The sequence below is a fragment of the Pantoea sp. JK genome (genome assembly GCF_026130245.1).
GTDB lineage: Bacteria > Pseudomonadota > Gammaproteobacteria > Enterobacterales > Enterobacteriaceae > Pantoea > Pantoea trifolii.
Map to the genome: position 1 here is coordinate 12,968 of NZ_JAINFN010000013.1, position 22,821 is coordinate 35,788.

The 22,821-nt window shown below is 56.0% G+C and carries 17 protein-coding genes and 1 pseudogene; 12 read left to right on the forward strand and 6 right to left on the reverse strand.

The genetic code is table 11. From position 1 onward, the window contains the following. The first annotated feature begins 69 nt into the window (after window positions 1-69). Window positions 70-1,218 (forward strand): acetylornithine deacetylase, encoded by a 1,149-nt coding sequence (gene argE / locus PanJK_RS22020; RefSeq protein WP_007885409.1) that lies wholly within the window; start codon window positions 70-72, stop codon window positions 1,216-1,218. Between the two features lie 257 nt (window positions 1,219-1,475). Further along, entirely contained in the window at window positions 1,476-4,127 is a 2,652-nt protein-coding gene (ppc, locus tag PanJK_RS22025) for a phosphoenolpyruvate carboxylase (protein WP_265302981.1), read from the forward strand. 125 nt (window positions 4,128-4,252) lie between these two features. Here ppc and metF read toward each other — a convergent pair whose 3' ends face one another. The 3 genes from metF to metB form a co-directional block, all read right to left on the reverse strand. Next, window positions 4,253-5,149: a methylenetetrahydrofolate reductase gene (gene metF / locus PanJK_RS22030; protein ID WP_256697811.1), complete on the reverse strand. Its 897-nt coding sequence runs from the start codon at window positions 5,147-5,149 to the stop codon at window positions 4,253-4,255. 218 nt (window positions 5,150-5,367) lie between these two features. After that, the gene (locus tag PanJK_RS22035; RefSeq protein ID WP_265302984.1) at window positions 5,368-7,800 is read right to left on the reverse strand and encodes a bifunctional aspartate kinase/homoserine dehydrogenase II; all 2,433 of its coding nucleotides are present in this window, start codon (window positions 7,798-7,800) and stop codon (window positions 5,368-5,370) included. 2 nt (window positions 7,801-7,802) lie between these two features. Further along, complete coding sequence (gene metB, locus PanJK_RS22040) at window positions 7,803-8,963, reverse strand: cystathionine gamma-synthase (RefSeq protein WP_265302986.1); 1,161 nt, start codon at window positions 8,961-8,963, stop codon at window positions 7,803-7,805. Window positions 8,964-9,237: 274 nt separating this feature from the next. Between metB and metJ the strand changes: the two genes are divergently transcribed. Beyond that, complete coding sequence (gene metJ, locus PanJK_RS22045) at window positions 9,238-9,555, forward strand: met regulon transcriptional regulator MetJ (protein ID WP_007885403.1); 318 nt, start codon at window positions 9,238-9,240, stop codon at window positions 9,553-9,555. A 77-nt stretch (window positions 9,556-9,632) separates the two neighbouring features. Here metJ and rpmE read toward each other — a convergent pair whose 3' ends face one another. After that, window positions 9,633-9,848 (reverse strand): 50S ribosomal protein L31, encoded by a 216-nt coding sequence (gene rpmE / locus PanJK_RS22050; RefSeq protein ID WP_007885402.1) that lies wholly within the window; start codon window positions 9,846-9,848, stop codon window positions 9,633-9,635. 210 nt (window positions 9,849-10,058) lie between these two features. Between rpmE and priA the strand changes: the two genes are divergently transcribed. The 6 genes from priA to rraA all read left to right on the forward strand — a co-directional run bounded on the left by priA (window position 10,059) and on the right by rraA (window position 17,258). Then, entirely contained in the window at window positions 10,059-12,257 is a 2,199-nt protein-coding gene (gene priA / locus PanJK_RS22055; protein WP_265302994.1) for a primosomal protein N', read from the forward strand. A 166-nt stretch (window positions 12,258-12,423) separates the two neighbouring features. Beyond that, entirely contained in the window at window positions 12,424-13,461 is a 1,038-nt protein-coding gene (gene cytR / locus PanJK_RS22060) for a DNA-binding transcriptional regulator CytR (RefSeq protein WP_265302996.1), read from the forward strand. 151 nt (window positions 13,462-13,612) lie between these two features. Next, window positions 13,613-14,521, forward strand: a complete 909-nt coding sequence (gene ftsN, locus PanJK_RS22065) for a cell division protein FtsN (RefSeq protein WP_265302998.1) — start codon at window positions 13,613-13,615, stop codon at window positions 14,519-14,521. A 217-nt stretch (window positions 14,522-14,738) separates the two neighbouring features. Next, on the forward strand, window positions 14,739-15,275 hold the full coding sequence (hslV, locus tag PanJK_RS22070; RefSeq protein ID WP_008109674.1) for an ATP-dependent protease subunit HslV: 537 nt from the start codon (window positions 14,739-14,741) through the stop codon (window positions 15,273-15,275). Window positions 15,276-15,280: 5 nt separating this feature from the next. Continuing rightward, window positions 15,281-16,618 carry an HslU--HslV peptidase ATPase subunit gene (gene hslU, locus PanJK_RS22075; RefSeq protein ID WP_008109676.1) on the forward strand — a complete coding sequence of 446 codons (1,338 nt, stop codon included), beginning with the start codon at window positions 15,281-15,283 and terminating at the stop codon, window positions 16,616-16,618. A 154-nt stretch (window positions 16,619-16,772) separates the two neighbouring features. Beyond that, complete coding sequence (gene rraA / locus PanJK_RS22080) at window positions 16,773-17,258, forward strand: ribonuclease E activity regulator RraA (protein ID WP_061720294.1); 486 nt, start codon at window positions 16,773-16,775, stop codon at window positions 17,256-17,258. Window positions 17,259-17,308: 50 nt separating this feature from the next. Here the strand turns inward: rraA and zapB are convergent, their stop codons facing one another. Next, window positions 17,309-17,548: a cell division protein ZapB gene (zapB, locus tag PanJK_RS22085; protein WP_007885384.1), complete on the reverse strand. Its 240-nt coding sequence runs from the start codon at window positions 17,546-17,548 to the stop codon at window positions 17,309-17,311. Between the two features lie 420 nt (window positions 17,549-17,968). Between zapB and PanJK_RS22090 the strand changes: the two are divergent. The 3 genes and pseudogenes from PanJK_RS22090 to glpX all read left to right on the forward strand — a co-directional run bounded on the left by PanJK_RS22090 (window position 17,969) and on the right by glpX (window position 21,464). Next, window positions 17,969-18,818 (forward strand): annotated as a pseudogene (locus tag PanJK_RS22090) (MIP/aquaporin family protein). 30 nt (window positions 18,819-18,848) lie between these two features. Continuing rightward, a complete protein-coding gene (gene glpK, locus PanJK_RS22095) occupies window positions 18,849-20,357 on the forward strand; it encodes a glycerol kinase GlpK (protein WP_265303005.1) in 1,509 nt (502 codons plus the stop codon). Between the two features lie 96 nt (window positions 20,358-20,453). Further along, window positions 20,454-21,464 carry a class II fructose-bisphosphatase gene (glpX, locus tag PanJK_RS22100; protein WP_008109685.1) on the forward strand — a complete coding sequence of 337 codons (1,011 nt, stop codon included), beginning with the start codon at window positions 20,454-20,456 and terminating at the stop codon, window positions 21,462-21,464. On the opposite strand, the gene emrD is transcribed toward glpX, so the two are convergent. Continuing rightward, complete coding sequence (gene emrD, locus PanJK_RS22105; RefSeq protein WP_321161867.1) at window positions 21,454-22,650, reverse strand: multidrug efflux MFS transporter EmrD; 1,197 nt, start codon at window positions 22,648-22,650, stop codon at window positions 21,454-21,456. The two genes, glpX and emrD, sit on opposite strands and share 11 nt — an antisense overlap. Window positions 22,651-22,821 lie beyond the last annotated feature (171 nt).

Here is a 22,821-nt window from a genome sequence, read left to right on the forward strand (position 1 = left end):
ACGTTATTGTATTTTTATTCACTATTAATGCATGAATATTGATACATCCTAACCCAAGGACCGTCAACAGTGAAGACAAAATTACCACCTTTTATCGAACTCTACCGCCAGTTGATTGCCACGCCATCAATCAGCGCAACCGATAGCGCACTGGATCAGAGTAATGAAACTTTAATCAATTTGCTGGCCGGCTGGTTCCGCGATATTGGCTTCAGTGTAGAAGTGCAGCCGGTACCTGGCACGCGGCATAAATTCAACATGCTGGCGCGCAGCGGATTGGGCGCAGGCGGCCTGTTACTGGCCGGTCATACTGACACCGTTCCCTATGATGATGGCCGCTGGACGCGCGATCCCTTCACGCTGACGGAACACGACAACAAGCTGTACGGCCTGGGCACCGCCGATATGAAAGGCTTCTTTGCCTTTATTCTGGATGCGCTGCGTGACGTTGACGTGACCAAACTCAGCAAGCCGCTCTACATCCTCGCCACCGCCGATGAAGAGACCACCATGGCGGGCGCGAAGTATTTCTCTGAATCAACGCAACTGCGTCCGGATTGCGCCATCATCGGCGAGCCAACCTCGCTCAAGCCAGTACGCGCGCACAAAGGTCATCTGTCGAATGTGATTCGTATTCAGGGACAATCGGGCCACTCCAGCGATCCGTCACGCGGCGTCAACGCCATTGAGCTGATGCATGAATCCATCACCCAACTGATGCAGCTGCGTAACACGCTGAAAGAGCGCTACAACCACGATGGGTTTGCCATTCCTTATCCAACCATGAACTTCGGCCATATTCATGGTGGCGATGCCGCCAACCGCATTTGCGCCTGCTGTGAATTGCATATGGATATTCGTCCGCTGCCGGGCTTAACCCTGAGCGATTTGGATGGTTTACTGAATGACGCGCTGGCACCGGTGAGTGCACGCTGGCCAGGACGATTAACCGTGGGCGAACTGCATCCGCCGATTCCAGGCTACGAATGCCCGGCCGATCATGAGCTGGTGCAAGTGGTGGAGAAGCTGCTGGGCGTGCCAACCGAAGTGGTAAACTATTGCACTGAAGCGCCTTTTATCCAGCAATTGTGCCCAACGCTGGTTTTAGGCCCGGGATCTATCAATCAAGCCCACCAACCTGATGAGTTTATTGATACCGCATTTATCAAGCCGACTCATGCGCTTATCACTCAAGTCGTGCAGCATTTTTGTCATTGATGAACAACAGATGGGGCATTTCACTGTTAAATCAGCAAATTGCCCCGTCATTGTTCGGGATTTGATAATAAGAATAACTTATCTCGCTTCGCTGCAAGCAAATTCTTTGAATTTCCGCCATTTAGCAGCACATTTACGTAGATTTAAGGCAATTGACGTGCAGGAAGATACGTGGCTAGATAAAAGACGATGTTATGCCCGTGGGTAAATCATTCCCGTGGGGATATTTAAAAAGATGATGAGGGTGTCAGGGTCCAATGAACGAACAATATTCCGCAATGCGAAGTAATGTCAGTATGCTCGGCAAACTGCTCGGGGATACGATTAAGGATGCACTAGGAGAGAACATCCTCGACCAGGTGGAGACCATCCGTAAACTCTCTAAGTCATCCCGTGCGGGAAATGACACCCATCGTCAGGAACTGCTGACCACGCTGCAAAATCTGTCGAATGACGAGCTGCTGCCGGTGGCGCGTGCCTTTAGCCAGTTCCTTAATCTCACCAACGTCGCTGAACAGTACCAAACCATTTCGCGGAGCGGTGATGGCGCGAACCATCCTGAACTGCTGAAAAAGACTTTCGAGCGCCTGAAACAGCAAGGCGATATCAGCGAAGCGGCAATCCGTCAGTCAATTGAAGAGCTTTCACTGGAGCTTGTGCTGACTGCGCACCCCACCGAAATTACCCGCCGCACGCTGATCCATATGCTGGGCGAAGTGAACAGCTGCTTGCAGCAACTCGATCACAGCGACATTTCCGATTACGAGCGCACGCAGGTGATGCGCCGTCTGCGCCAGTTGGTGGCACAAGCGTGGCACACCGACGAAATCCGCAAATACCGTCCAACGCCAATCGATGAAGCCAAATGGGGCTTTGCCGTGGTGGAGAACAGCCTGTGGCAAGGCGTGCCCGCCTTCCTACGTGAGCTGAACGAGCAAGTTGAAGAGACCTTTGACATTAAGCTGCCGGTCGATTTCGTGCCGATTAAATTTACCTCGTGGATGGGCGGCGACCGTGACGGCAACCCGAACGTCACCGCACCGATTACCCGCCACGCGATGCAGCTGAGCCGCTGGAAAGCCGCGGACCTGTTCCTGCGCGATATCGGCGTGCTGGTTTCTGAGCTGTCGATGTCCGAATGTAGCGACGAAGTACGCGAGCTGTGCGGCGATCCGGAAGCGCTCGAGCCGTACCGTATGGTGCTGAAGCGCATTCGCAGCCAGCTCATGACCACGCAAGCCTATCTTGGCCGTCGTCTGAAAGGCGAGCGCCTGCCGCGTCCGGCCGATCTGCTGGTCTCCAACGATCAGCTGTGGGAACCGCTGTTCGCTATCTACCAATCTCTGCAACAGTGCGGCATGGGCATCATCGCCAACGGCCAGCTGCTGGACACGCTGCGCCGCGTGAAGTGTTTCGGCGTGCCGCTGGTGCGTATCGATATCCGTCAGGAGAGCACCCGCCATACCCAGGCGATTGCCGAAGTAACGCGTTATCTCGGCCTTGGTGATTACGAAAGCTGGTCAGAAGCGGATAAACAAGCCTTCCTGATCCGCGAACTGAATTCTAAGCGCCCGCTGTTGCCGCATCAGTGGGAACCGGGCGATGAGACGCGTGAAGTGCTGGATACCTGCAAAGTGGTGGCCGAAGCGCCGCAGGGTTCAATTGCTTCCTACGTGATCTCCATGGCGAAAACCCCGTCGGACGTGCTGGCCGTGCATCTGCTGCTGAAAGAAGCCGGCATTCCTTACGCCATGCCGGTTGCGCCGCTGTTCGAAACCCTCGATGACCTGAACAACGCCAACGACGTGATGACGCAGTTGTTGAACATCGACTGGTATCGCGGCTTTATCAACGGCAAACAGATGGTGATGATTGGCTATTCCGACTCGGCGAAAGATGCCGGTGTAATGGCCGCCAGCTGGGCGCAATATCAGGCGCAGGACGCGCTAATCAAAACCTGCGAGAGCGCGGGCATTACGCTGACGCTGTTCCACGGACGCGGCGGCTCAATCGGTCGTGGCGGCGCGCCAGCTCATGCGGCGCTGTTGTCACAGCCGCCGGGCAGCCTGAAAGGTGGCCTGCGCGTGACCGAACAGGGCGAGATGATTCGCTTCAAATACGGTTTGCCAGAAGTCACCATCGCCAGCCTGTCGCTGTATACCGGTGCGATTCTGGAAGCCAACCTGCTGCCACCGCCGGAACCAAAGCGCGAATGGCAGGAGATCATGAACGGTTTGTCGGCGCACTCCTGTGCGATGTATCGCGGTTATGTGCGTGAAAACCCGGACTTCGTGCCCTATTTCCGCTCGGCCACGCCAGAGCAGGAGCTGGGTAAATTGCCGCTGGGTTCACGTCCGGCTAAACGTCGCCCAACCGGCGGTGTGGAATCGCTGCGTGCGATTCCCTGGATCTTCGCCTGGACGCAGAACCGCCTGATGTTGCCCGCCTGGCTGGGCGCGGGTGCCGCGTTGCAGAAAGCGATGGATGAAGGTCATCAGGATGAGCTGGAAAACATGTGCCGCGAATGGCCGTTCTTCGCCACACGTCTTGGCATGCTGGAGATGGTGTTCTCAAAAGCCGATCTGTGGCTGGCGGAATATTACGATCAGCGTCTGGTGGATAAATCACTGTGGCCGCTCGGCAAGCAGCTGCGCGATCAGCTGGATGCGGATATCAAAGCGGTGCTGACCATCGCCAACGATGCGCATTTGATGGCTGACCAACCATGGATTGCTGAATCTATCGCGCTGCGTAACGTCTATACCGATCCGCTGAACGTGTTGCAGGCTGAACTGCTGCATCGTTCGCGTGCGCAGGAAGAGCGCGGTGATGAGCCTGATGCGCGTGTAGAACAAGCGCTGATGGTGACGATCGCGGGTGTTGCAGCGGGTATGCGTAATACGGGGTAATTTTTTCCCTCACCCTAACCCTCTCCCGCTGGCGGGAGAGGGGACCGATCAAGCACAGATGTTACAACATTTCCCCACCTAAACATTACCTCGCCCGCTTGCGGGAGAGGGTTAGGGTGAGGGCATTAACCCCCAATCGCCGGACGCACGCCCAGCGTGTGGCAAATCGCGTAACTCAATTCGGCGCGATTCAGCGTATAGAAATGGAAATCCTTCACCCCTTCCCGCGACAGGATTTTCACCATGTCCATAGCGACGCTGGCACCCACCATTTTGCGCGTTTCCGGATCGTTATCCAGACCTTCAAACATTGCACTCATCCAGCCCGGCACACGCACATTGGTCATGGTGGCGAAGCGTTGTAGCTGTTTAAAGTTAGAGACCGGCAAAATACCTGGCACGATTTCCACGTCGATACCGGTTGCGACACAGCGGTCGCGGAAGCGCAGGTAGCTTTCCACATCGAAGAAGAATTGGGTGATGGCGCGGTTAGCACCGGCATCTATTTTACGCTTCAGGTTGATCAAATCGGCCTGTGCGCTTTTCGCTTCGGGATGCACTTCCGGGTAGGCCGCCACCGAGATATCGAAATCGCCGACATCTTTCAGCAGTTCAACTAAATCCGAACCGTACATTTCCGGCTTGCCGCTGCCCGGCGGTAAATCACCGCGCAGTGCCACGATATGGCGAATGCCGCTATTCCAGTAATCACGTGCGATAGCGCGCAGCTCATCACGCGTGGCATCGATACAGGTCAGATGCGGTGCCGCTTCCAGACCGGTGCGATCTTTAATGCCTTTAATGATGCTGTGCGTACGGTCGCGCTCGCCCGAGTTGGCACCGTAGGTGACGGAGACGAATTTCGGCTTAAGGCTGCTCAGTCGATCGATTGAGCTCCACAGGGTTTCTTCCATTTCACTGGTGCGTGGCGGGAAAAATTCGAAAGAGACATTAATTTGCCCGTTCAGCTCAGCCAGGCTCTGGTTCAACGCTTCGCGTTGATTGGCGTGAAAGAAACTCATCCTAATTACCTCGTCATCACATATCGATTATTTTGCGGCCTTCGAACATCCATACGTTTAGACGTCCAGATGCACAAAATGAACGATTCGCGCGCCAGCGTCAACAGAAAATTAATGTACGGGCGTGACAAATCTTCAATCAAGGTGAAAGCGTTTCATGATACGCGGGAGAAGGTGAAGAGTGCAGACGGCTGATGCCGTCTGCAGAGTGAGGCAGATTACAGCAGCTGTGCGAGGCGGTTGATATCCGATTGCAGCGCGCCCGCCGTAACATCACGGCCTGCGCCCGGTCCGCGAATCACCAGCGGATTATCGCGGTACCAGCGGCTTTCAATGGCAAACACGTTATCGCACGGCAGCAACGCGGCCAGCGGATGCTCGGGACGTACCGCTTCCACGCCGACGCGCGCTTTGCCATTGGCATCGAAACGCGCTACGTAACGCAGCACTAAGCCCATCTCCTGCGCTGCTTCCAGACGCTGCAGCATCTGGTCATTCAGTTCGTCAGCGTTTTCAAAGAAGTGATCAATCGACTCACCGTCGCAAATCGCCGGCACCAGCGATTCGACTCGCACCTGATCCGGCTCGATGTCGTAGCCCGCTTCACGCGCCAGAATCACCAGCTTGCGCATCACGTCCTGCCCGGACAAATCAACGCGCGGGTCCGGTTCGGTCAGGCCTTGCTGCCACGCCTGATCGACCAGCTCACTAAACGGCACCGTGCCATCAAATTGCAGGAACAGCCAGGAGAGCGTGCCGGAGAAAATACCGCTGATCGCCAGAATGCTATCGCCGCTTTCGCGCAAATCGCGCACCGTGTGATTGACCGGCAAACCGGCACCGACGGTGGCGTTATACAGCCAGTGACGACCGGTTTTGGCGAAAGCATCACGCACCTGACGCCAGCTCTTGCCGCTCGACGCACCGGCAACCTTGTTGGCACTGATGACGTGGAAGCCGTGGCTGGCGAAATCGTGATACTGCTGCGCCAGCTGCTCGCTGGCGGTGACGTCCAGCACCACTAAATCATCGAACGGGTGCGCACGCATCCACAGGAAAAGCGACTCTTCATCACGCTCTACCGCTTCATCATCAAAAAACGCCAATGCGCGGCTGGCTTCCAGACCGTCGTAACTTAGCAAACTGCGGCTGCTGTCTGCGACGCCCGCCAGCACAAACTCAAATCCCGTACGCGCCGACAATGTTTCCTGCTCGCGGGCAAACAGCTCCAGCCAGCGTGAACCGATGTTGCCTTTGCCGAACAACATCAAACCGATGCGTTTTTCTGCGCGGAACAGCGACTGATGCAGTCCCTGAATCAGGTGCTGCGTCGGGCCGACGCGCAGTACCGCCACGATGCTGATGTGATCTTCGGATTGCCAGACAAACTCCACCGGCTGATCTTTGATCTGCTGCCAGAAGCGGTGGCTGTGCAGCGGATTACGCGTCACGCCTGCGCCCACCAGCGCCACCAGCGCTAAGCCGTCGCGCAGCTGCAGATGGCCCGGCAGTGCGGCATCCTGCAATAGGTTGAAGGCGCTATTCACCACTTCCGAGGTGTAACACAGCTGCAGCAGGCGACGATCGGGATGCACGCCGATCGCCAGCGGACGCAGCTGCGCGCGCTTCAGCAGCAGATCGATCTCTTTCTGCTGCGTTTTGAAATCGTGATTGTCGGGGATTTGAATCTCCACCAGACACACATCATCGTGGCTGGTAACGATTCGCGCGCCGGTGCCAGATGCCAGCACGCGTTCAATACGCGTCGAGCCTTGTTCCGGTTGATAGCTGCAACGCAGCTGCAAATCGATGTCGCTGTTGGAAACCGGCTGCAAGGTGCGGGTGTGCAGCACCGGCGCAGCCAGACGCGCCAGCTCGCTGGCTTCATCGAGACGCAGCAGCGGCAGCAGACACGCATCAGAAACTTTACGCGGATCGGCGCTGTAAACGCCCGCCACATCGCTCCAGATGGTCACGCGACCCACGCCCGCCAGCGCACCAATCTGCGTTGCCGAGTAGTCCGAGCCGTTACGACCGAGCAGCACGGTTTCACCCGCTTCACTGCGGCTGATAAATCCGGTCACTACCAAACGCTTATGCGGATGCTGTGTTAACAACTCCTGCAGCAGCGGCCAGGATTTGCCTTCATCCACCTGCGGTTGCGCGGCACGTTCAGCGCGCAGGAAATCTCGCGCATCCAGCCAGGCGGCTTCGATCTCGCGCTGACTCAGCACCGCTGCCATCAAGCGCGCCGACCAGATTTCACCGTGCCCCACTACTTCCGCATACACCGCATCGGTGATGCTGCCGTCGAGCAGCGCCGCCAACCGTTCCAGATCGCGTATAAAGGAAGACGTCAGGGTTTCGGCATATTCAGCAGGCAGCAGCGCAGCAATTAACTCGCTGTGAAAACGCCGTAAAGCCTGTTGCACCTGATGGGCAGATAAGCGATCGCTCTGGCTCAATTTCAGCCAGCTGATCAACTGGTTAGTGGTGCTGCCAGCGGCAGAGACCACCATTAAGTCGCCTGGCTGGCTGTAATCCGCCATGATGCTGGCCACGCGCTGATAGCAACGTGCGTCGGCCAGGCTACTGCCACCAAATTTATGCAACTGCTTGATCGGCGTTCCCGCGCCCACTGAACTCGTCATGATTACTCCTCGGCTGCGATCCGGAATGCATTATCCAGATCGGCGATTAAATCTTCGTGATCTTCAATCCCAACAGAAATACGCAGCAGTGTTTCCGAAATTCCCGCTGCCGCGCGCGCTTCTGCAGACATGCCGGCATGCGTCATGGTGGCGGTATGCGAAATCAAACTCTCTACGCCGCCGAGCGATTCGGCCAGCGTGAATAGCTGCAGCGCTTTCAGGAAGCGGCGCAGGCGAGCCTCATCGCCATCGATTTCAAAACTCAACATCGCACCAAAGCCACGCTGCTGACGTACCGCGAACTCATGACCGGCATTTTCCGGCAGAGACGGATGATACAGTTTTTTCACCAGCGGTTGTTGCTTCAGGTAATCAACAATCGCCAATGCATTGCGTTGTGCTGCGGCGATACGCGGTGACAGCGTGCGGAGACCGCGCAGCAGCAGGTAGCTATCAAACGCTGCGCCGGTTACACCAATATTATTCGCCCACCACGCCAGATCGGTGGCCATCGCCGGATCTTTCGAAATTACCGCGCCCGCCACCACATCCGAGTGACCATTCAGGTATTTGGTGCAGGAGTGAACAACCAGATCGGCGCCCAGCGCCAGCGGGTTTTGCAACGCCGGGCTGAGGAAGGTGTTGTCCACCACGCTAATGGCGCCCGCTTCACGCGCGGCGGCGCAAATGCTGGCGATATCGACCACACGCAGCAGTGGATTGCTTGGGCTTTCAACCAGCACCAGTTTCGGTTTTTCGGCTAATGCCGCGTCCAGTGCCGCTTTATCGCCTTGATCGACGAACTTAACGCGATACGCACCGCGCTTGCTCAGGCTATCGAACAGACGATAGCTGCCGCCGTAACAGTCGTGTGGCGCCACCAGCAGATCGCCCGGCTTCAGGAACACAGTTGTCACCAAATGAATCGCCGACATGCCGGTATTGGTTAATACCGCGCCTGCGCCACCTTCCAGCTCTGCCAGCGCGCGCTGAACCACATCGCGCGTTGGGTTACCACGACGTGAATAGTCATGCGCACGCGGCTCATTGAAGTCGAGGAAGTTATAGGTGCTGGAGAGATGAATCGGTGGGACAACGCAGCCATATTGCTCGTCATCATTCAAACCGCTACGTACTGCGATGGTTGCCTGTTTACGCGTCATGGTGCTTACTGTTCCTGAAGAAAAAGAAGAGCAACAGAATAACATTCCGCACATAGACGTCAATACATCTGGACATCTAAATGTCTTTGCGTATAGATTGAGCAAATCATCAATAACCGCTAAAATTGTCCGTCATCGCCTGGTGTTCAGCGCGCTTTCCTTTACAGAAGCGGTGCTCAAGCATAAAACCTGCGGTTTAAGGGGTCAGGCATCGAAAAATCGGGCATAATCAACGGATTTCCCCATATTCAACTTTTATTGATTAAGGTAACCCATGGCTGAATGGAACGGCGAATATATCAGCCCTTACGCTGAACATGGCAAGAAGAGCGAGCAGGTTAAGAAAATCACAGTTTCTATCCCGCTGAAAGTGCTGAAGATTTTAACGGATGAGCGCACCCGCCGTCAGGTGAACAACCTGCGTCACGCCACCAACAGCGAACTGCTGTGTGAAGCCTTTTTGCATGCTTTCACCGGGCAGCCTCTGCCGAACGATGTCGATTTGCGTAAAGAACGCAGCGATGAGATTCCGGAAGAAGCAAAACAGATTATGCGTGAAATGGGCATCGATCCCGATAGCTGGGAATACTGAAGCCAGAAATAAAAAAACCCAGCCGAGGCTGGGTTTTTTCTTGCTGCCGAATCGCGAAGATTCGACGGCCAAAAATCTTATTTCTTGCTTGCTGGCACGCTGAAACGCTTGTTGAAGCGATCTACACGGCCACCGGTGTCAGCAATACGCTGCTTACCAGTGTAGAACGGGTGGCATTTGCCGCACACGTCCAGGTTCAGACCAGAAGCCATGGTTGAACGGGTGTTGATCACGTTACCGCAAGAGCAAGTCATGGTTACTGCTTCGTACTTAGGGTGAATACCTTGTTTCATGGGAGAACCTCATAAAAGGCCGTGTCGCTCTCCGTGCCAGGCTCAGCCTGCACAGCACCACACGCGGTTGAACATTAAGTGTATGCTCCGACAAGCGATCTCATCGAAGGCGGCATAGTATACAGAAATTAACCGGTTTTAGCAAATAGCCGCTTCCTAATTAGGCGTGTACACTACTTCTCCTTAATTCAGAACTGGATAGAGATTCAGATGCCCGTTGTTCAGGTTGCCCTGCCCGTTCCGCTACCTCGCCTGTTTGACTACTTGCTGCCTGCCGATACGCCGCAGCCGGTGGCGGGCGCACGCGTGAATGTGCCGTTCGGCAATCGCAAAATGATCGGCATTGTGGTCGGCACGCGCGAGACCAGCGATCTGCCGCTGACGCAGCTCAAGCAGATAGAAAGCGTGCTCGACGATCAAAGTCTGTTCTCGCCCGCCCTGTGGCGCATTTTGCATTGGGCCGCCAACTATTATCATTCGCCGCTCGGCGAAGTGCTGAGCCATGCGCTGCCGGTGCTGCTGCGTCAAGGCAAACCGGCGCAGGAAGCGCCGCTGTGGCAATGGGTGATAAATGATGCTGGCCGTGAAGTGGCGATGGAAAGTCTGAAGCGCGCGCCGAAACAGCAGCAAGCGCTGGCGATGCTGCGTCAGCGACCGCTCTATCGTCATCAGGTCAGCGAACACGATTTTACCGATGCCGCGCTGCAAGCGTTGCGCGCTAAAGGCTTGTGCGATTTGCGTGAACATACGCCGCAGATGCACGACTGGCGCACCAGCTTTGCCGTTAAAGGTGATCGCCTGCGCCTGAATACCGATCAGGCGATGGCGGTGGGCGCGATGCGCAGTGAAGACGATCACTATGCGCCGTGGCTGCTGGCCGGCATTACCGGTTCGGGTAAAACCGAAGTGTATCTCAGCGTACTGGAGAACGTGCTGGCACGCGGCAAACAGGCGCTGGTGCTGGTGCCGGAAATCGGCCTGACGCCGCAAACCATCGCCCGCTTCCGCGAGCGCTTTGATGCGCCGATTGATGTGCTGCACTCAGCGCTGAATGACAGCGAACGCCTGGCCGTCTGGCTGCGCGCGCGCAGCGGCGAAACCGCGATTGTTATCGGCACACGCTCGGCGCTATTCACGCCGCTGGCGCGTCCCGGCGTCATCATTATTGATGAAGAGCACGACAGCTCGTACAAACAGCAGGAAGGCTGGCGCTATCAGGCACGCGATCTGGCGGTGTTCCGCGCCCATGAAGAAGACATTCCGATTGTGATGGGTTCGGCCACGCCCGCGCTGGAAACGCTGCACAACGTGCGCGTCGGCAAATATCGCCAGCTCAATCTCACCAAACGCGCGGGCAATGCTAAACCGGCATTGCAACAGCTGATTGATCTTAAAGGCCAGCAGCTGAAAGGCGGGCTGGCACCGGCGCTGCTCGGCAAAATGCGTCAGCATCTACAGGCTGACAATCAGGTTCTGCTGTTCCTCAATCGCCGTGGCTTCTCTCCGGCGCTGATGTGCCACGATTGCGGTTGGCTGGCGGAGTGCCAGCGCTGCGATAGCTACTACACGCTGCACCAGAATCATCGCCAGCTGCGCTGCCACCATTGTGATAGCCAGCGCCCGCTGCCGAATCAGTGCCCGAGCTGTGGTTCGACGCATTTGATGCCGGTTGGCGTCGGCACCGAACAGCTGGAACAGCAGCTGGGCACGCTGTTCCCCGGCGTGCCGGTATCGCGCATCGATCGCGATACCACCAGCCGTAAAGGTGCGCTGGAGCAGCATCTGGCCGATGTGCATCGCGGCGGCGCACGCATTCTGGTGGGCACGCAAATGCTGGCGAAAGGTCATCACTTCCCAGATGTCACGCTGGTGTCGCTGCTGGATGTCGATGGCGCGCTGTTCTCCGCCGATTTCCGTGCCGCCGAGCGCTTCGCTCAGCTTTACACGCAGGTCGCGGGCCGCGCCGGTCGTGCCGGTAAACAGGGCGAAGTATTGCTGCAAACCCATCATCCGGAACATCCGCTGCTGCAAACGTTGCTGCATCGCGGCTATTTCGCTTTTGCCGATCAAACGCTGCTGGAGCGTCAGTCGGTGCAGCTGCCACCGTGGACCAGCCATGCGCTGTTCCGCGCAGAAGATATGGATAACCAACAAGCGGCGGAATTCCTCACTCAGCTGCGCAATTTACTGGAAGCCAGCCCGCTAAAAGATGAAGCGATGTGGCTGATGGGGCCGGTTCCGGCATTGGCACCGAAACGCAGCGGACGCTGGCGCTGGCAGCTGCTGTTGCAGCATCCGTCACGCAAACGTCTGCAACAGCTGTTGAGCGGATCGCTGCCGCTGATCGCCACCTTGCCCGCGTCACGCAAAGTGAAATGGACGCTGGATATCGATCCCACCGAGAGCTAGGCCGCGCCACATCTGCGAGCCAGATCGAAAAAAGTCGCACAAGTCACAATTTTTATGCAAATTAAGTAACAACCCGGCGCGACCTTGGGTTAACAATAGTGCCGACCCGGTTGAAGCCCGGTAATGTCAGAAAATCAATGCGCTGTACCGCGTCAGGAGTTATACGTTGGACCAGAAGCAACCCTCCACCGCCGCCACCATGAAAGATGTGGCCGAGAAAGCAGGCGTTTCAACCGCCACGGTTTCACGTGCGTTGATGAATCCAGAAAAAGTCTCTGCTGCGACCCGACTCAAAGTCGAAAAAGCTGTGATTGCCGTGGGTTATGCGCCGCACGGGTTAGCGCGCAATGCCAAACGCGGTGAAACGCAAACCATTCTGGTGATTGTGCCGGATATCTGTGATCCCTTCTTCAGTGAGATCATTCGCGGCGTGGAAGTCACCGCCGCGCATGAAGGTTATCTGGTACTGATTGGCGATTGCGCGCATCAGAACAAACAGGAAAAAACCTTCCTGAATTTAATGCTGACGCGCCAGATCGACGGCATGGTGCTGTTGGGTTCACAGCTGCCATTTGAGGCGGGCATTGAAGATCAGCGCAACCTGCCGCCGATGGTAATGGGCAACGAATTTGCGCCGGAAATGGCGTTGCCAACGGTACATATCGATAACCTGACCGCCGCTTTTGAAGCGGTAAATCACCTGCTGCAGCTCGGTCATCGCCAAATCGCCTGCATCACCGGGCCAGAACATATTCCGCTGAGCCAATATCGTTTGCAGGGCTACATTCAGGCGCTGCGTCGCAGCAGCATCGCCATCGACCCGACAATGATTGTGCACGGCGACTTCACCTTTGAAGCCGGCGCGAATGCGCTTAAGCAGCTAATGAGTTTGACGCAGCCGCCGAAGGCGATTTTCTGTCATAGCGACTTGATGGCGCTGGGCGCGATGAATCAGGCGCGCAAATTGGGCATGCGCATTCCACAGGATCTGTCAGTAGTGGGCTTTGATGATATCGAACTGGCGCAATACTACGATCCGCCGCTGACCACGGTGGCACAACCGCGCTTTGCCATCGGTCGTGAAGCCATGCTGCTATTACTTGATGAGCTGCAGGGTAAACGCGTGAATAACGGTTCGCGCCTGCTGGATGCGGAGCTACGCGTGCGCGGCAGCACGGCACCGGCAGCAAAACGGGAAAAATAGCGCATAGAAGCCTGCATTTTCAGCGGATTCTGAAGGCAGACTGTGCTGGTCAAAGTTCCAGCCCTTGCGTAACATGGCGCATTCATTGCCGGGCAATTAACAGCACATTTACATGCCCATTGGCATTTTTTTGAAGGGTAGCAGAACGAAAGTGGCACAGAAAGATTATGTAGGCCGCGGGCGTTCAACAGGGACGCGTCGCAAAAAACCCGCCAGTCGCAGCAAGAAAAGCAAAGGCGGATCAGGCATTTCAAAGCTCATGATGGTACTGGCCGTGGCCGTGCTGGTCACCTTTGCCGGTGGTTTATGGTTCATCTCGCATCATAAGAAAGAAGAGATTGAGGTCATTCCAAACCACAAAGCCAACGGTAACGGCCTGCCGCCGAAGCCGGAAGAGCGCTGGAAGTACATCAAAGAGCTGGAAAATCGCCAAATTACCGTTCCGTCGCCGACTGAGCCTTCGGCCGGTGGCGTGCAATCTCAAACTCAGCTGACCGACGAACAGCGCCAGTTGCTGGAGCAGATGCAGGCCGATATGCGCCAGCAGCCGACGCAGTTGAACGAAGTGCCGTGGAACGAACAAACCCCGGCGCAGCGCCAGCAAACGCTGCAGCGTCAGCAGGTTCAACAACAGCAGCAGGTTCAGCAACAACAGCAGCAGCAGTTGCAACGTCAGCAGCAACAGTTACAACAGCAGCAGCGTCAGCAACAGTTGCAGCAACAACAGGCCGCGCGTCAGCAGCAGCAACAGCAAGCTGCGCCGATCACGCGTGAGCCAACGCAACAGACCAAACCGCAGGAAACGGCCAAGGCGAAAACCGAAGAGAAAGCCTCTTCACAGCGCTGGATGGTGCAGTGTGGATCGTTCAAAGGTACCGATCAGGCGGAATCTGTACGCGCCGGTCTGGCATTTGAAGGATTCGAGAGCCGCATTACGACCGGCGGTGGCTGGAATCGCGTGGTGATCGGGCCGTTCAAAGATCGCAGCAGCGCCGACAGCACAGTCAAACGCTTACACAGTTCCGGCCACGGAAGTTGTATTCCCCTCGCTTTACCCTAAATAATTCAAATTGCAGGAAGGCGGCAAGTGCGAGAATCCCCTTGAGCTTACTTTAGTAAGTGATTGGGGTGAGCGCACGTAGCCAACGCGCCTGCAATTTGAAGGATGAAGGGTATGCTGGGGGTTGAAACCCCTTTTTCCTACCCCATATCTGGTTGCATGATACTCCGCGCCGAGTGCGCGGAGTTCCTTTTCTACTGCAACAAGGGGTCTGCCCGTGACAACAATAGTAAGTGTACGACGCAACGGCCAGGTAGTGATTGGCGGTGATGGCCAGGCTACGCTCGGCAATACCGTAATGAAAGGCAACGTTAAAAAAGTCCGTCGTCTTTACAACGATAAAGTGATCGCCGGTTTTGCTGGCGGTACCGCAGATGCCTTCACCCTGTTTGAACTGTTTGAGCGCAAGCTGGAAATGCACCAGGGCCATCTGGTGAAAGCGGCGGTCGAACTGGCCAAAGATTGGCGTACCGATCGCATGCTGCGCCGCCTCGAAGCGCTGCTGGCGGTGGCCGACGAAAACTCCTCATTAATCATCAGCGGCAACGGCGACGTTATCCAGCCGGAAAATGATCTGATTGCAATTGGTTCTGGTGGGCCTTACGCCCAGGCAGCGGCACGCGCGTTGTTGGAAAACACCGACATTGGTGCGCACGATATCGTGGAGAAAGCGCTGAACATCGCTGGCGATATCTGTATCTACACCAACCACAATATTAACTTCGAAGCATTACCGTCTAAGGCTAAGGACTAAACATCATGTCTGAGATGACTCCACGCGAGATTGTCAGCGAGCTTAACCGCTTTATTATAGGCCAGGACGGCGCAAAGAAGGCGGTCGCGATCGCCCTGCGTAACCGCTGGCGCCGCATGCAGCTCGACGAAGAGCTGCGCCACGAAGTGACGCCGAAAAACATTCTGATGATTGGTCCTACCGGCGTCGGTAAAACCGAAATCGCCCGTCGCTTAGCCAAACTGGCGAACGCACCGTTCATCAAAGTGGAAGCCACCAAATTCACCGAAGTGGGTTATGTCGGCAAAGAGGTGGATTCCATCATTCGCGATCTGACCGATTCTGCCATCAAGATGGTGCGCAGCCAGGCGATCGAGAAGAACAAATACCGCGCGGAAGAGATGGCGGAAGAGCGCATCCTTGATGTGCTGATCCCCCCCGCGAAAAACAACTGGGGCCAGGCTGAACAAGCGGCTGAGCCATCAACCGCGCGTCAGTCCTTCCGCAAGAAACTGCGCGAAGGCCAGCTGGATGACAAAGAGATTGAGATCGATTTGGCCGCTTCATCGGCTGGCGTCGAAATCATGGCGCCTCCAGGCATGGAAGAGATGACCAGCCAGCTGCAATCGATGTTCCAGAACCTCGGTGGCCAGAAGCAGAAACCGCGTAAGCTGAAAATCAAAGAAGCCATGAAGCTGCTGATTGAAGAAGAAGCGGCCAAGCTGGTGAACCCGGAAGAGCTGAAGCAGGATGCCATCGATGCCGTTGAGCAGCACGGTATCGTGTTCATTGATGAAATCGACAAAATCTGTAAGCGCGGCGGCCAGAATGCGGGCGGCCCAGACGTGTCACGCGAAGGCGTACAGCGCGACCTGCTGCCGCTGGTTGAAGGCTGCACCGTTTCCACCAAGCACGGCATGGTGAAAACCGACCACATTCTGTTTATCGCTTCCGGCGCGTTCCAGGTCGCGAGCCCATCAGATCTGATCCCAGAACTGCAAGGTCGTCTGCCGATTCGCGTTGAGCTGCAGGCGCTGACCGTCAATGACTTCGAGCGCATCCTGACCGAGCCAAACGCCTCGGTTACCGTGCAGTACAAAGCATTGATGGGCACCGAAGGAGTCAATATCGACTTCACCGATGACGCCGTACGTCGTATCGCCGAAGCCGCATGGCAGGTGAACGAAACCACCGAGAACATCGGTGCGCGTCGTCTGCATACCGTGCTGGAGCGTCTGATGGAAGATATCTCCTATGACGCCAGCGATCGTAACGGTGAATCGATCACTATCGATGCCGAGTACGTTGGTAAGCATCTGGATGAGCTGGTGGCCGACGAAGATCTCAGCCGCTTCATTCTGTAAGCTTCACCCGCGAAATCGCTGCCCGGCCACTGTGCCGGGCTTTTTTTTACGCAGGATATTGATGCAACGCTTTGTTTGGCGGTTGATGATTTTGCCAACAATCGCCAGATAGCGATATACTTAGCGCTCCTGTGGCAAACAGACGAAAACCCTCATGAAATACGATACATCTGAACTCTGTGACATCTACCACGAAGCTGTGAATGTTGTTGAACCGCTTTTTTCGAACTTTGGTGGGCGCAGCTCATTCGGTGGTCAAATCACCACAGTGAAATGTTTCGAAGATAACGGCTTACTCTACGATTTGCTGGAAGAGAACGGTCGGGGTCGCGTATTGCTGGTGGATGGCGGCGGTTCGGTCCGTCGCGCACTGGTCGATGCTCAGCTGGCAAGTCTGGCGGCGCAAAATGAGTGGGAAGGCATTGTGGTTTACGGCTCGGTGCGTCAGGTTGACGATCTTGAAGAGCTGGAAATCGGCATTCAGGCGATTGCGGCGATTCCGGTGGGCGCAGCGGGTGAAGGCATTGGCGAAAGTGACGTGCGCGTTAACTTCGGCGGCGTGACCTTCTTCTCTGGCGACCATCTGTATGCCGACAATACCGGCATCATCCTGTCTGAAGACGCACTCGACATCGAGTAAGCCGCAACAAAAACGGGTGCCGCGGCACCCGTTGGTTTAAGCATCGACGCTTAAACTTCTTCCATTTTTCCCAGCAGTGCCCGCAGACGATCCTGCCAGACATGCTGCTCTTCTTTCAGATGCTGATTTTCACGCACCAGCGCATCCTGGTTGCCTGAAGCCTGGCTGACTTCGTTTTTCAGCGTATTGTTTTGCTCTTTCAGCTCTTCAATTTCCATCTGCAGCAGAGTGATGGTATCAATCGCCTGCTGTACTTTCGCTTCCAGTTTCTCGAACACTTCAAATGACATCTTTCTGACCTCTCCTAAATCTTGCAAGGCGTTGATAGGGCTAATGCATGCCTTATTATGGTGCGCTCAGCCACGATGACTCGATTGTATGTAGCCAAACCCAGCAAGTCCAGTGGCACAAGGCTTGCGAGGGCAGTCTGTAACACTTTTCAGTCTATGCCTAAAAAAATGCGCATCTTCGCGCATCTGTGTGCGCGATCACATCAGCATCGACCAGCAAAGCGGGAAAAATGGGTCTTAAAGCAACGTAAAAGACGCGAAAACGCGCATTTTTATGATGGAGTACACAGTTTTCAATTTCGCTATTTCTCGTTTATGCTCGTTAACGATAAATTCACATCAACCCTACATTGATAGCTGGGCGACTCATGGATGAGAACAAAAACTGATAAAATTTAACCTCGCTTCAGGAATGCCATTATGAGTCAGACAACTAACACACTAAAAGTGTCAGTGCATCGCTGAATTTCTCGGCACAGGTTTGATTATCTTCTTTGGTGCAGGCTGTGTTGCTGCACTGAAACTGGCCGGTGCGTCATTCGGTCAGTGGGAAATTTGTATTATCTGGGGTTTAGCCGTCTCCATGGCAGTCTATCTCAGCGCAGGCGTTTCTGGCGCGCATCTTAACCCAGCCGTTACCGTCGCGCTGTGCCTGTTCGCTAATTTCGAAGGTCGTAAAGTTATTCCCTATATTCTGGCGCAGGTTGCCGGCGCGTTCTGCGCTGCCGCGTTGGTTTACGGTCTCTACTACAATCTGTTCTTTGATTACGAAGCAGGCCATCAAATGGTGCGCGGCAGCGTTGAAAGCCTCGATCTGGCCGGTATCTTCTCTACCTACCCGAACCCGCACATCAGCGTCGCTCAGGCGTTCCTGGTTGAGATGGTGATTACAGCGGTATTAATGGCGGTGATCATGGCGCTGACCGATGACGGCAACGGTGTACCGCGTGGTCCGCTGGCTCCCCTGTTGATTGGTTTACTGGTCGCGGTAATCGGTGGCTCAATGGGTCCACTGACCGGCTTCGCACTCAACCCTGCGCGTGACTTCGGTCCAAAACTGTTCGCCTTCTTCGCTGGCTGGGGCAACGTAGCCTTCACCGGTGGCAAAGATATTCCTTACTTCCTGGTTCCGATTTTTGGCCCGCTGGTCGGTGCTTGCCTCGGAGCCTTTGGTTACCGTTCGCTGATTGGCCGCCATCTGCCAGTTAACGTCGCGGAAGCCAGCACAGCAGAAAAACCGGTTGCGCGCGCTCAGCAGCGTAAAGCGTAAGTTTCGTCGATACCACATCAGGAAAGCACAATGACTACTGATAAAAAATATATAGTTGCACTCGATCAGGGCACAACCAGCTCACGCGCCGTGGTGCTTGATCATGATGCCAACATCGTCGCGGTTTCTCAGCGCGAATTTACCCAGATCTACCCGAAAGCGGGTTGGGTTGAACATGACCCAATGGATATCTGGGCGTCACAAAGCTCAACGCTGGTTGAAGTGCTGGCTCACGCCGACATTAACTCCGATCAAATCGCGGCGATTGGTATCACCAACCAGCGTGAAACCGCCATCGTGTGGGATAAAGAGACCGGCAAACCGGTTTACAACGCCATCGTCTGGCAGGATCCACGCACCGCAGATTACTGTAATAAGCTGAAGAAAGAGGGTCTGGAAGAGTACATCCAGCACACCACCGGTTTGGTGATTAACCCGTACTTCTCTGGCACCAAGGTGAAGTGGATTCTGGATAATGTGGAAGGCGCGCGTGACCGTGCCAAACGCGGCGAACTGCTGTTCGGTACCGTTGATAGCTGGTTGATTTGGAAAATGACCCAGGGACGTGTGCACGTCACCGATCACACCAACGCCTCACGTACCATGATGTACAACATCCACAAGCTGGAGTGGGATGAGCGCATGCTGGAGATCCTCGATATCCCGCGTGAAATGCTGCCAGAAGTGAAAGGCTCTTCTGAAGTGTACGGCCAGACCAACATTGGTGGTAAAGGCGGTACGCGTATTCCAATCGCCGGTATCGCGGGTGACCAGCAAGCGGCGCTGTATGGCCAGCTGTGCGTACAACCGGGTATGGCGAAAAACACATACGGCACCGGCTGCTTCATGCTAATGAACACCGGCACCGAAGCGGTGACCTCAACGCATGGCCTGCTGACCACCATCGCGTGCGGCCCACGCGGCGAAGTGAACTATGCGCTGGAAGGTGCGGTGTTTATCGGTGGTGCGTCGATTCAATGGCTGCGTGATGAGATGAAGTTGATCAGCGATTCAACCGACTCTGAATACTTCGCGTTGAAAGTGAAAGACACCAACGGCGTGTATATGGTGCCAGCCTTCACCGGTTTGGGTGCGCCATATTGGGATCCGTATGCACGCGGCGCGATTTTCGGTCTGACGCGCGGTGCGAACGCGAACCACATCATCCGTGCCACGCTGGAGTCGATTGCTTACCAGACGCGCGACGTACTGGAAGCGATGCAGAACGATGCGGGCACCCGCCTGCAATCACTGCGCGTGGATGGTGGTGCGGTTGCCAATAACTTCCTGATGCAGTTCCAGTCTGACATTCTCGGCACGCGCGTTGAGCGTCCGGAAGTGCGTGAAGTCACGGCGCTGGGTGCGGCGTATCTGGCTGGCTTAGCGGTCGGCTTCTGGAACGATCTGGAAGAAGTTCGCGCTAAAGCGGTAATTGAGCGTGAGTTCCGCCCAAGCATCGAAACCACCGAACGTAACGTCCGTTACGCCGGCTGGAAGAAAGCGGTCGCTCGCGCTAAAGCGTGGGAAGACGAAGAGTAAAATCCTGCTAACCCGCGGCGCCCTGTCGCGGGTTTTTCCCCTGCCACGTTTCCCCGCTGTGTTAAACTACCTGCCTGTTTTTTATCAGGTGCCACCATGAAACGAGAACTCGCGATTGAATTTTCCCGTGTGACCGAAGCCGCTGCATTAGCGGGCTATCACTGGTTAGGACGCGGCGATAAAAATGCGGCCGACGGCGCAGCCGTTCACGCCATGCGCATTATGCTCAACACCATCGATATCGACGGCCAGATCGTGATTGGCGAAGGCGAAATCGACGAAGCTCCGATGCTTTATATCGGTGAGAAAGTCGGTACCGGCCGTGGCGACGCCGTGGATATCGCGGTTGATCCGATCGAAGGCACGCGCATGACGGCAATGGGCCAGGCCAATGCGCTAGCGGTGCTGGCGGTGGGAGACAAAGGCAGCTTCCTGCACGCACCTGATATGTACATGGAAAAGCTGATTGTTGGACCGGGCGCACGTGGCGCCATTGACCTCAATCTGCCGCTCGACATTAACCTGAAAAACATCGCGCTGGCATTAGGCAAACCGCTCAGCCAGTTAACGGTGTCGATTCTGGCCAAGCCACGCCACGATGCGGTGATTGCCCAGCTGCAGCAGCTCGGCGTGCGCGTGTTCTCCTTCCCGGACGGCGATGTCGCGGCCTCGATTCTGACCTGTATGCCGGATAGCGAAGTGGATGTGATGTACGGCATCGGTGGCGCACCGGAAGGTGTGGTGTCGGCGGCAGTCATTCGCGCGATGGACGGCGACATGCAGGCGCGTTTATTGGCGCGTCACGAAGTGAAAGGCGATAGCGAAGAGAATCGTCGCCTCGGCGAGAATGAACTGCAACGCTGCGCCGAGATGGGCATTGAAGCGGGTCAGGTGCTGAAGCTGGATCAGATGGCGCGCAACGATAACGTTATCTTCGCTGCCACCGGCATCACCACCGGCGATTTGCTGAAAGGCATCACGCGTAACGGCAACATCGCCACCAGCGAAACGCTGCTGGTGCGCGGCAAATCGCGCACTATTCGCCGCATCCAGTCAATCCACTATCTGGATCGCAAAGACGCGGCGCTGCATCAATTTATCCTGTAATCGCCTGCTTGCCGCTCTCTGGATGACGAGAGAGCGGCCACCAGCACAGCAGCATCACCAGCGACGTCACGAACATTAACATGCCAAGGCTGGATTGATCGTGCTGCGGTAACAGCGCAGAAAGCCACGCCACCACGCCGGAACCGAGGTTCTGCAAACCACCGATCAACGCACCAGCGCTGCCCGCCAGCCACGCATACGGCTCCATCGCACCCGAGGTTGCCAGCGGAAACAGCATGCCCGCGCCAAAGAAGAACAGCGCAGCTGGCACCAGCAACGTCCAGATGTTCATTACGCCAAACCAAGCCGGCACCCACATTAACAAGCCCGCTAACAGGCAACTGTTCACGCCGTACCACATCAGCGTGTGCCAGGATTTTTGCTCGCGTCCGGCAAACCAGGCGCCAAAAAACGCCGCCGGAATCGGCAGGATAAACAGGATGCTGACGGTTAATCCATCCAGCCCCAATACGCCGCCCATCAGCACGCCGCAGCTGGCTTCAAACACCGCGATGCCGGCCAGCGCGCCAATCAGCAGCAGCAGATAACGCACGAAGTTGCCGTCGCTCAGCAAAGTGGCATAACGGCGCAGGAACGGCGTGGCGGGCGTATCAACAGGACGCGTTTCCGGCAGCCAGCGCGCCATCGACACGGTGACGCCGACGCACAGCAGCAGCAGGAAGGCGAAACAGGCGTGCCAGCCAAACAGATGCGTCAGCAGCGCACCAATCACCGGCGCCAGCAGCGGACTCACCAGAATGCCCATATTCAGCAGGCTGTTCGCCTGGCGCAGAGCGATGCCGGAATAGAGATCGCGCGGCATGGTGCGCGCCATCACGCCCGCTACGCCGGTCCCTAAACCTTGCACCGCGCTGCCCAACACCAGAATATCGAGCGAGGGCGCGAACATGGCGATCAACGCGCCGACGGCAAAGATCGTCATGCCAATCAGGATCACCGGACGGCGGCCAAAACTGTCCGAGAGCGGGCCGTAGATCAACTGCGATCCGCCGTAGGTCATCAGATAGGCGGCCATCACCTGCTGGATCGCGCCGCTGCGCACATTGAGCGTTTCGGCCATGTTGGCCATCGCTGGCACATAGATGGTTTGCGCCATCTGCCCGACCGCCACCAGCACGATCAGCATGAATAACAGAAAGCGATTTTGCGTTTTACTTATCAACATGGAACAAAATGTCTGCCTGAGAAACAAAGGATAGGCAGCACAAAACAGGCCGCCTCGGATTTATGGCGGCAAAAATATCAGGATTCAGTGACAAATCGAGAGGCGCGGGCAAAGCTGTATGTCTTAAGCCGTCAAGTTGGTAGTCCAGATTGTAAACCGCCCGCTACAGTT

Bases quoted from the DNA above. Each gene is read 5' to 3' on its own strand.
- ppc (WP_265302981.1), top strand. From the start codon at position 1,476: ATGAACGAACAATATTCCGCAATGCGAAGTAATGTCAGTATGCTCGGC.
- metF (WP_256697811.1), bottom strand. From the start codon at position 5,149: ATGAGTTTCTTTCACGCCAATCAACGCGAAGCGTTGAACCAGAGCCTG.
- PanJK_RS22035 (WP_265302984.1), bottom strand. From the start codon at position 7,800: ATGACGAGTTCAGTGGGCGCGGGAACGCCGATCAAGCAGTTGCATAAA.
- metB (WP_265302986.1), bottom strand. From the start codon at position 8,963: ATGACGCGTAAACAGGCAACCATCGCAGTACGTAGCGGTTTGAATGAT.
- metJ (WP_007885403.1), top strand. From the start codon at position 9,238: ATGGCTGAATGGAACGGCGAATATATCAGCCCTTACGCTGAACATGGC.
- rpmE (WP_007885402.1), bottom strand. From the start codon at position 9,848: ATGAAACAAGGTATTCACCCTAAGTACGAAGCAGTAACCATGACTTGC.
- priA (WP_265302994.1), top strand. From the start codon at position 10,059: ATGCCCGTTGTTCAGGTTGCCCTGCCCGTTCCGCTACCTCGCCTGTTT.
- hslU (WP_008109676.1), top strand. From the start codon at position 15,281: ATGTCTGAGATGACTCCACGCGAGATTGTCAGCGAGCTTAACCGCTTT.
- rraA (WP_061720294.1), top strand. From the start codon at position 16,773: ATGAAATACGATACATCTGAACTCTGTGACATCTACCACGAAGCTGTG.
- zapB (WP_007885384.1), bottom strand. From the start codon at position 17,548: ATGTCATTTGAAGTGTTCGAGAAACTGGAAGCGAAAGTACAGCAGGCG.
- glpK (WP_265303005.1), top strand. From the start codon at position 18,849: ATGACTACTGATAAAAAATATATAGTTGCACTCGATCAGGGCACAACC.
- glpX (WP_008109685.1), top strand. From the start codon at position 20,454: ATGAAACGAGAACTCGCGATTGAATTTTCCCGTGTGACCGAAGCCGCT.
- emrD (WP_321161867.1), bottom strand. From the start codon at position 22,650: ATGTTGATAAGTAAAACGCAAAATCGCTTTCTGTTATTCATGCTGATC.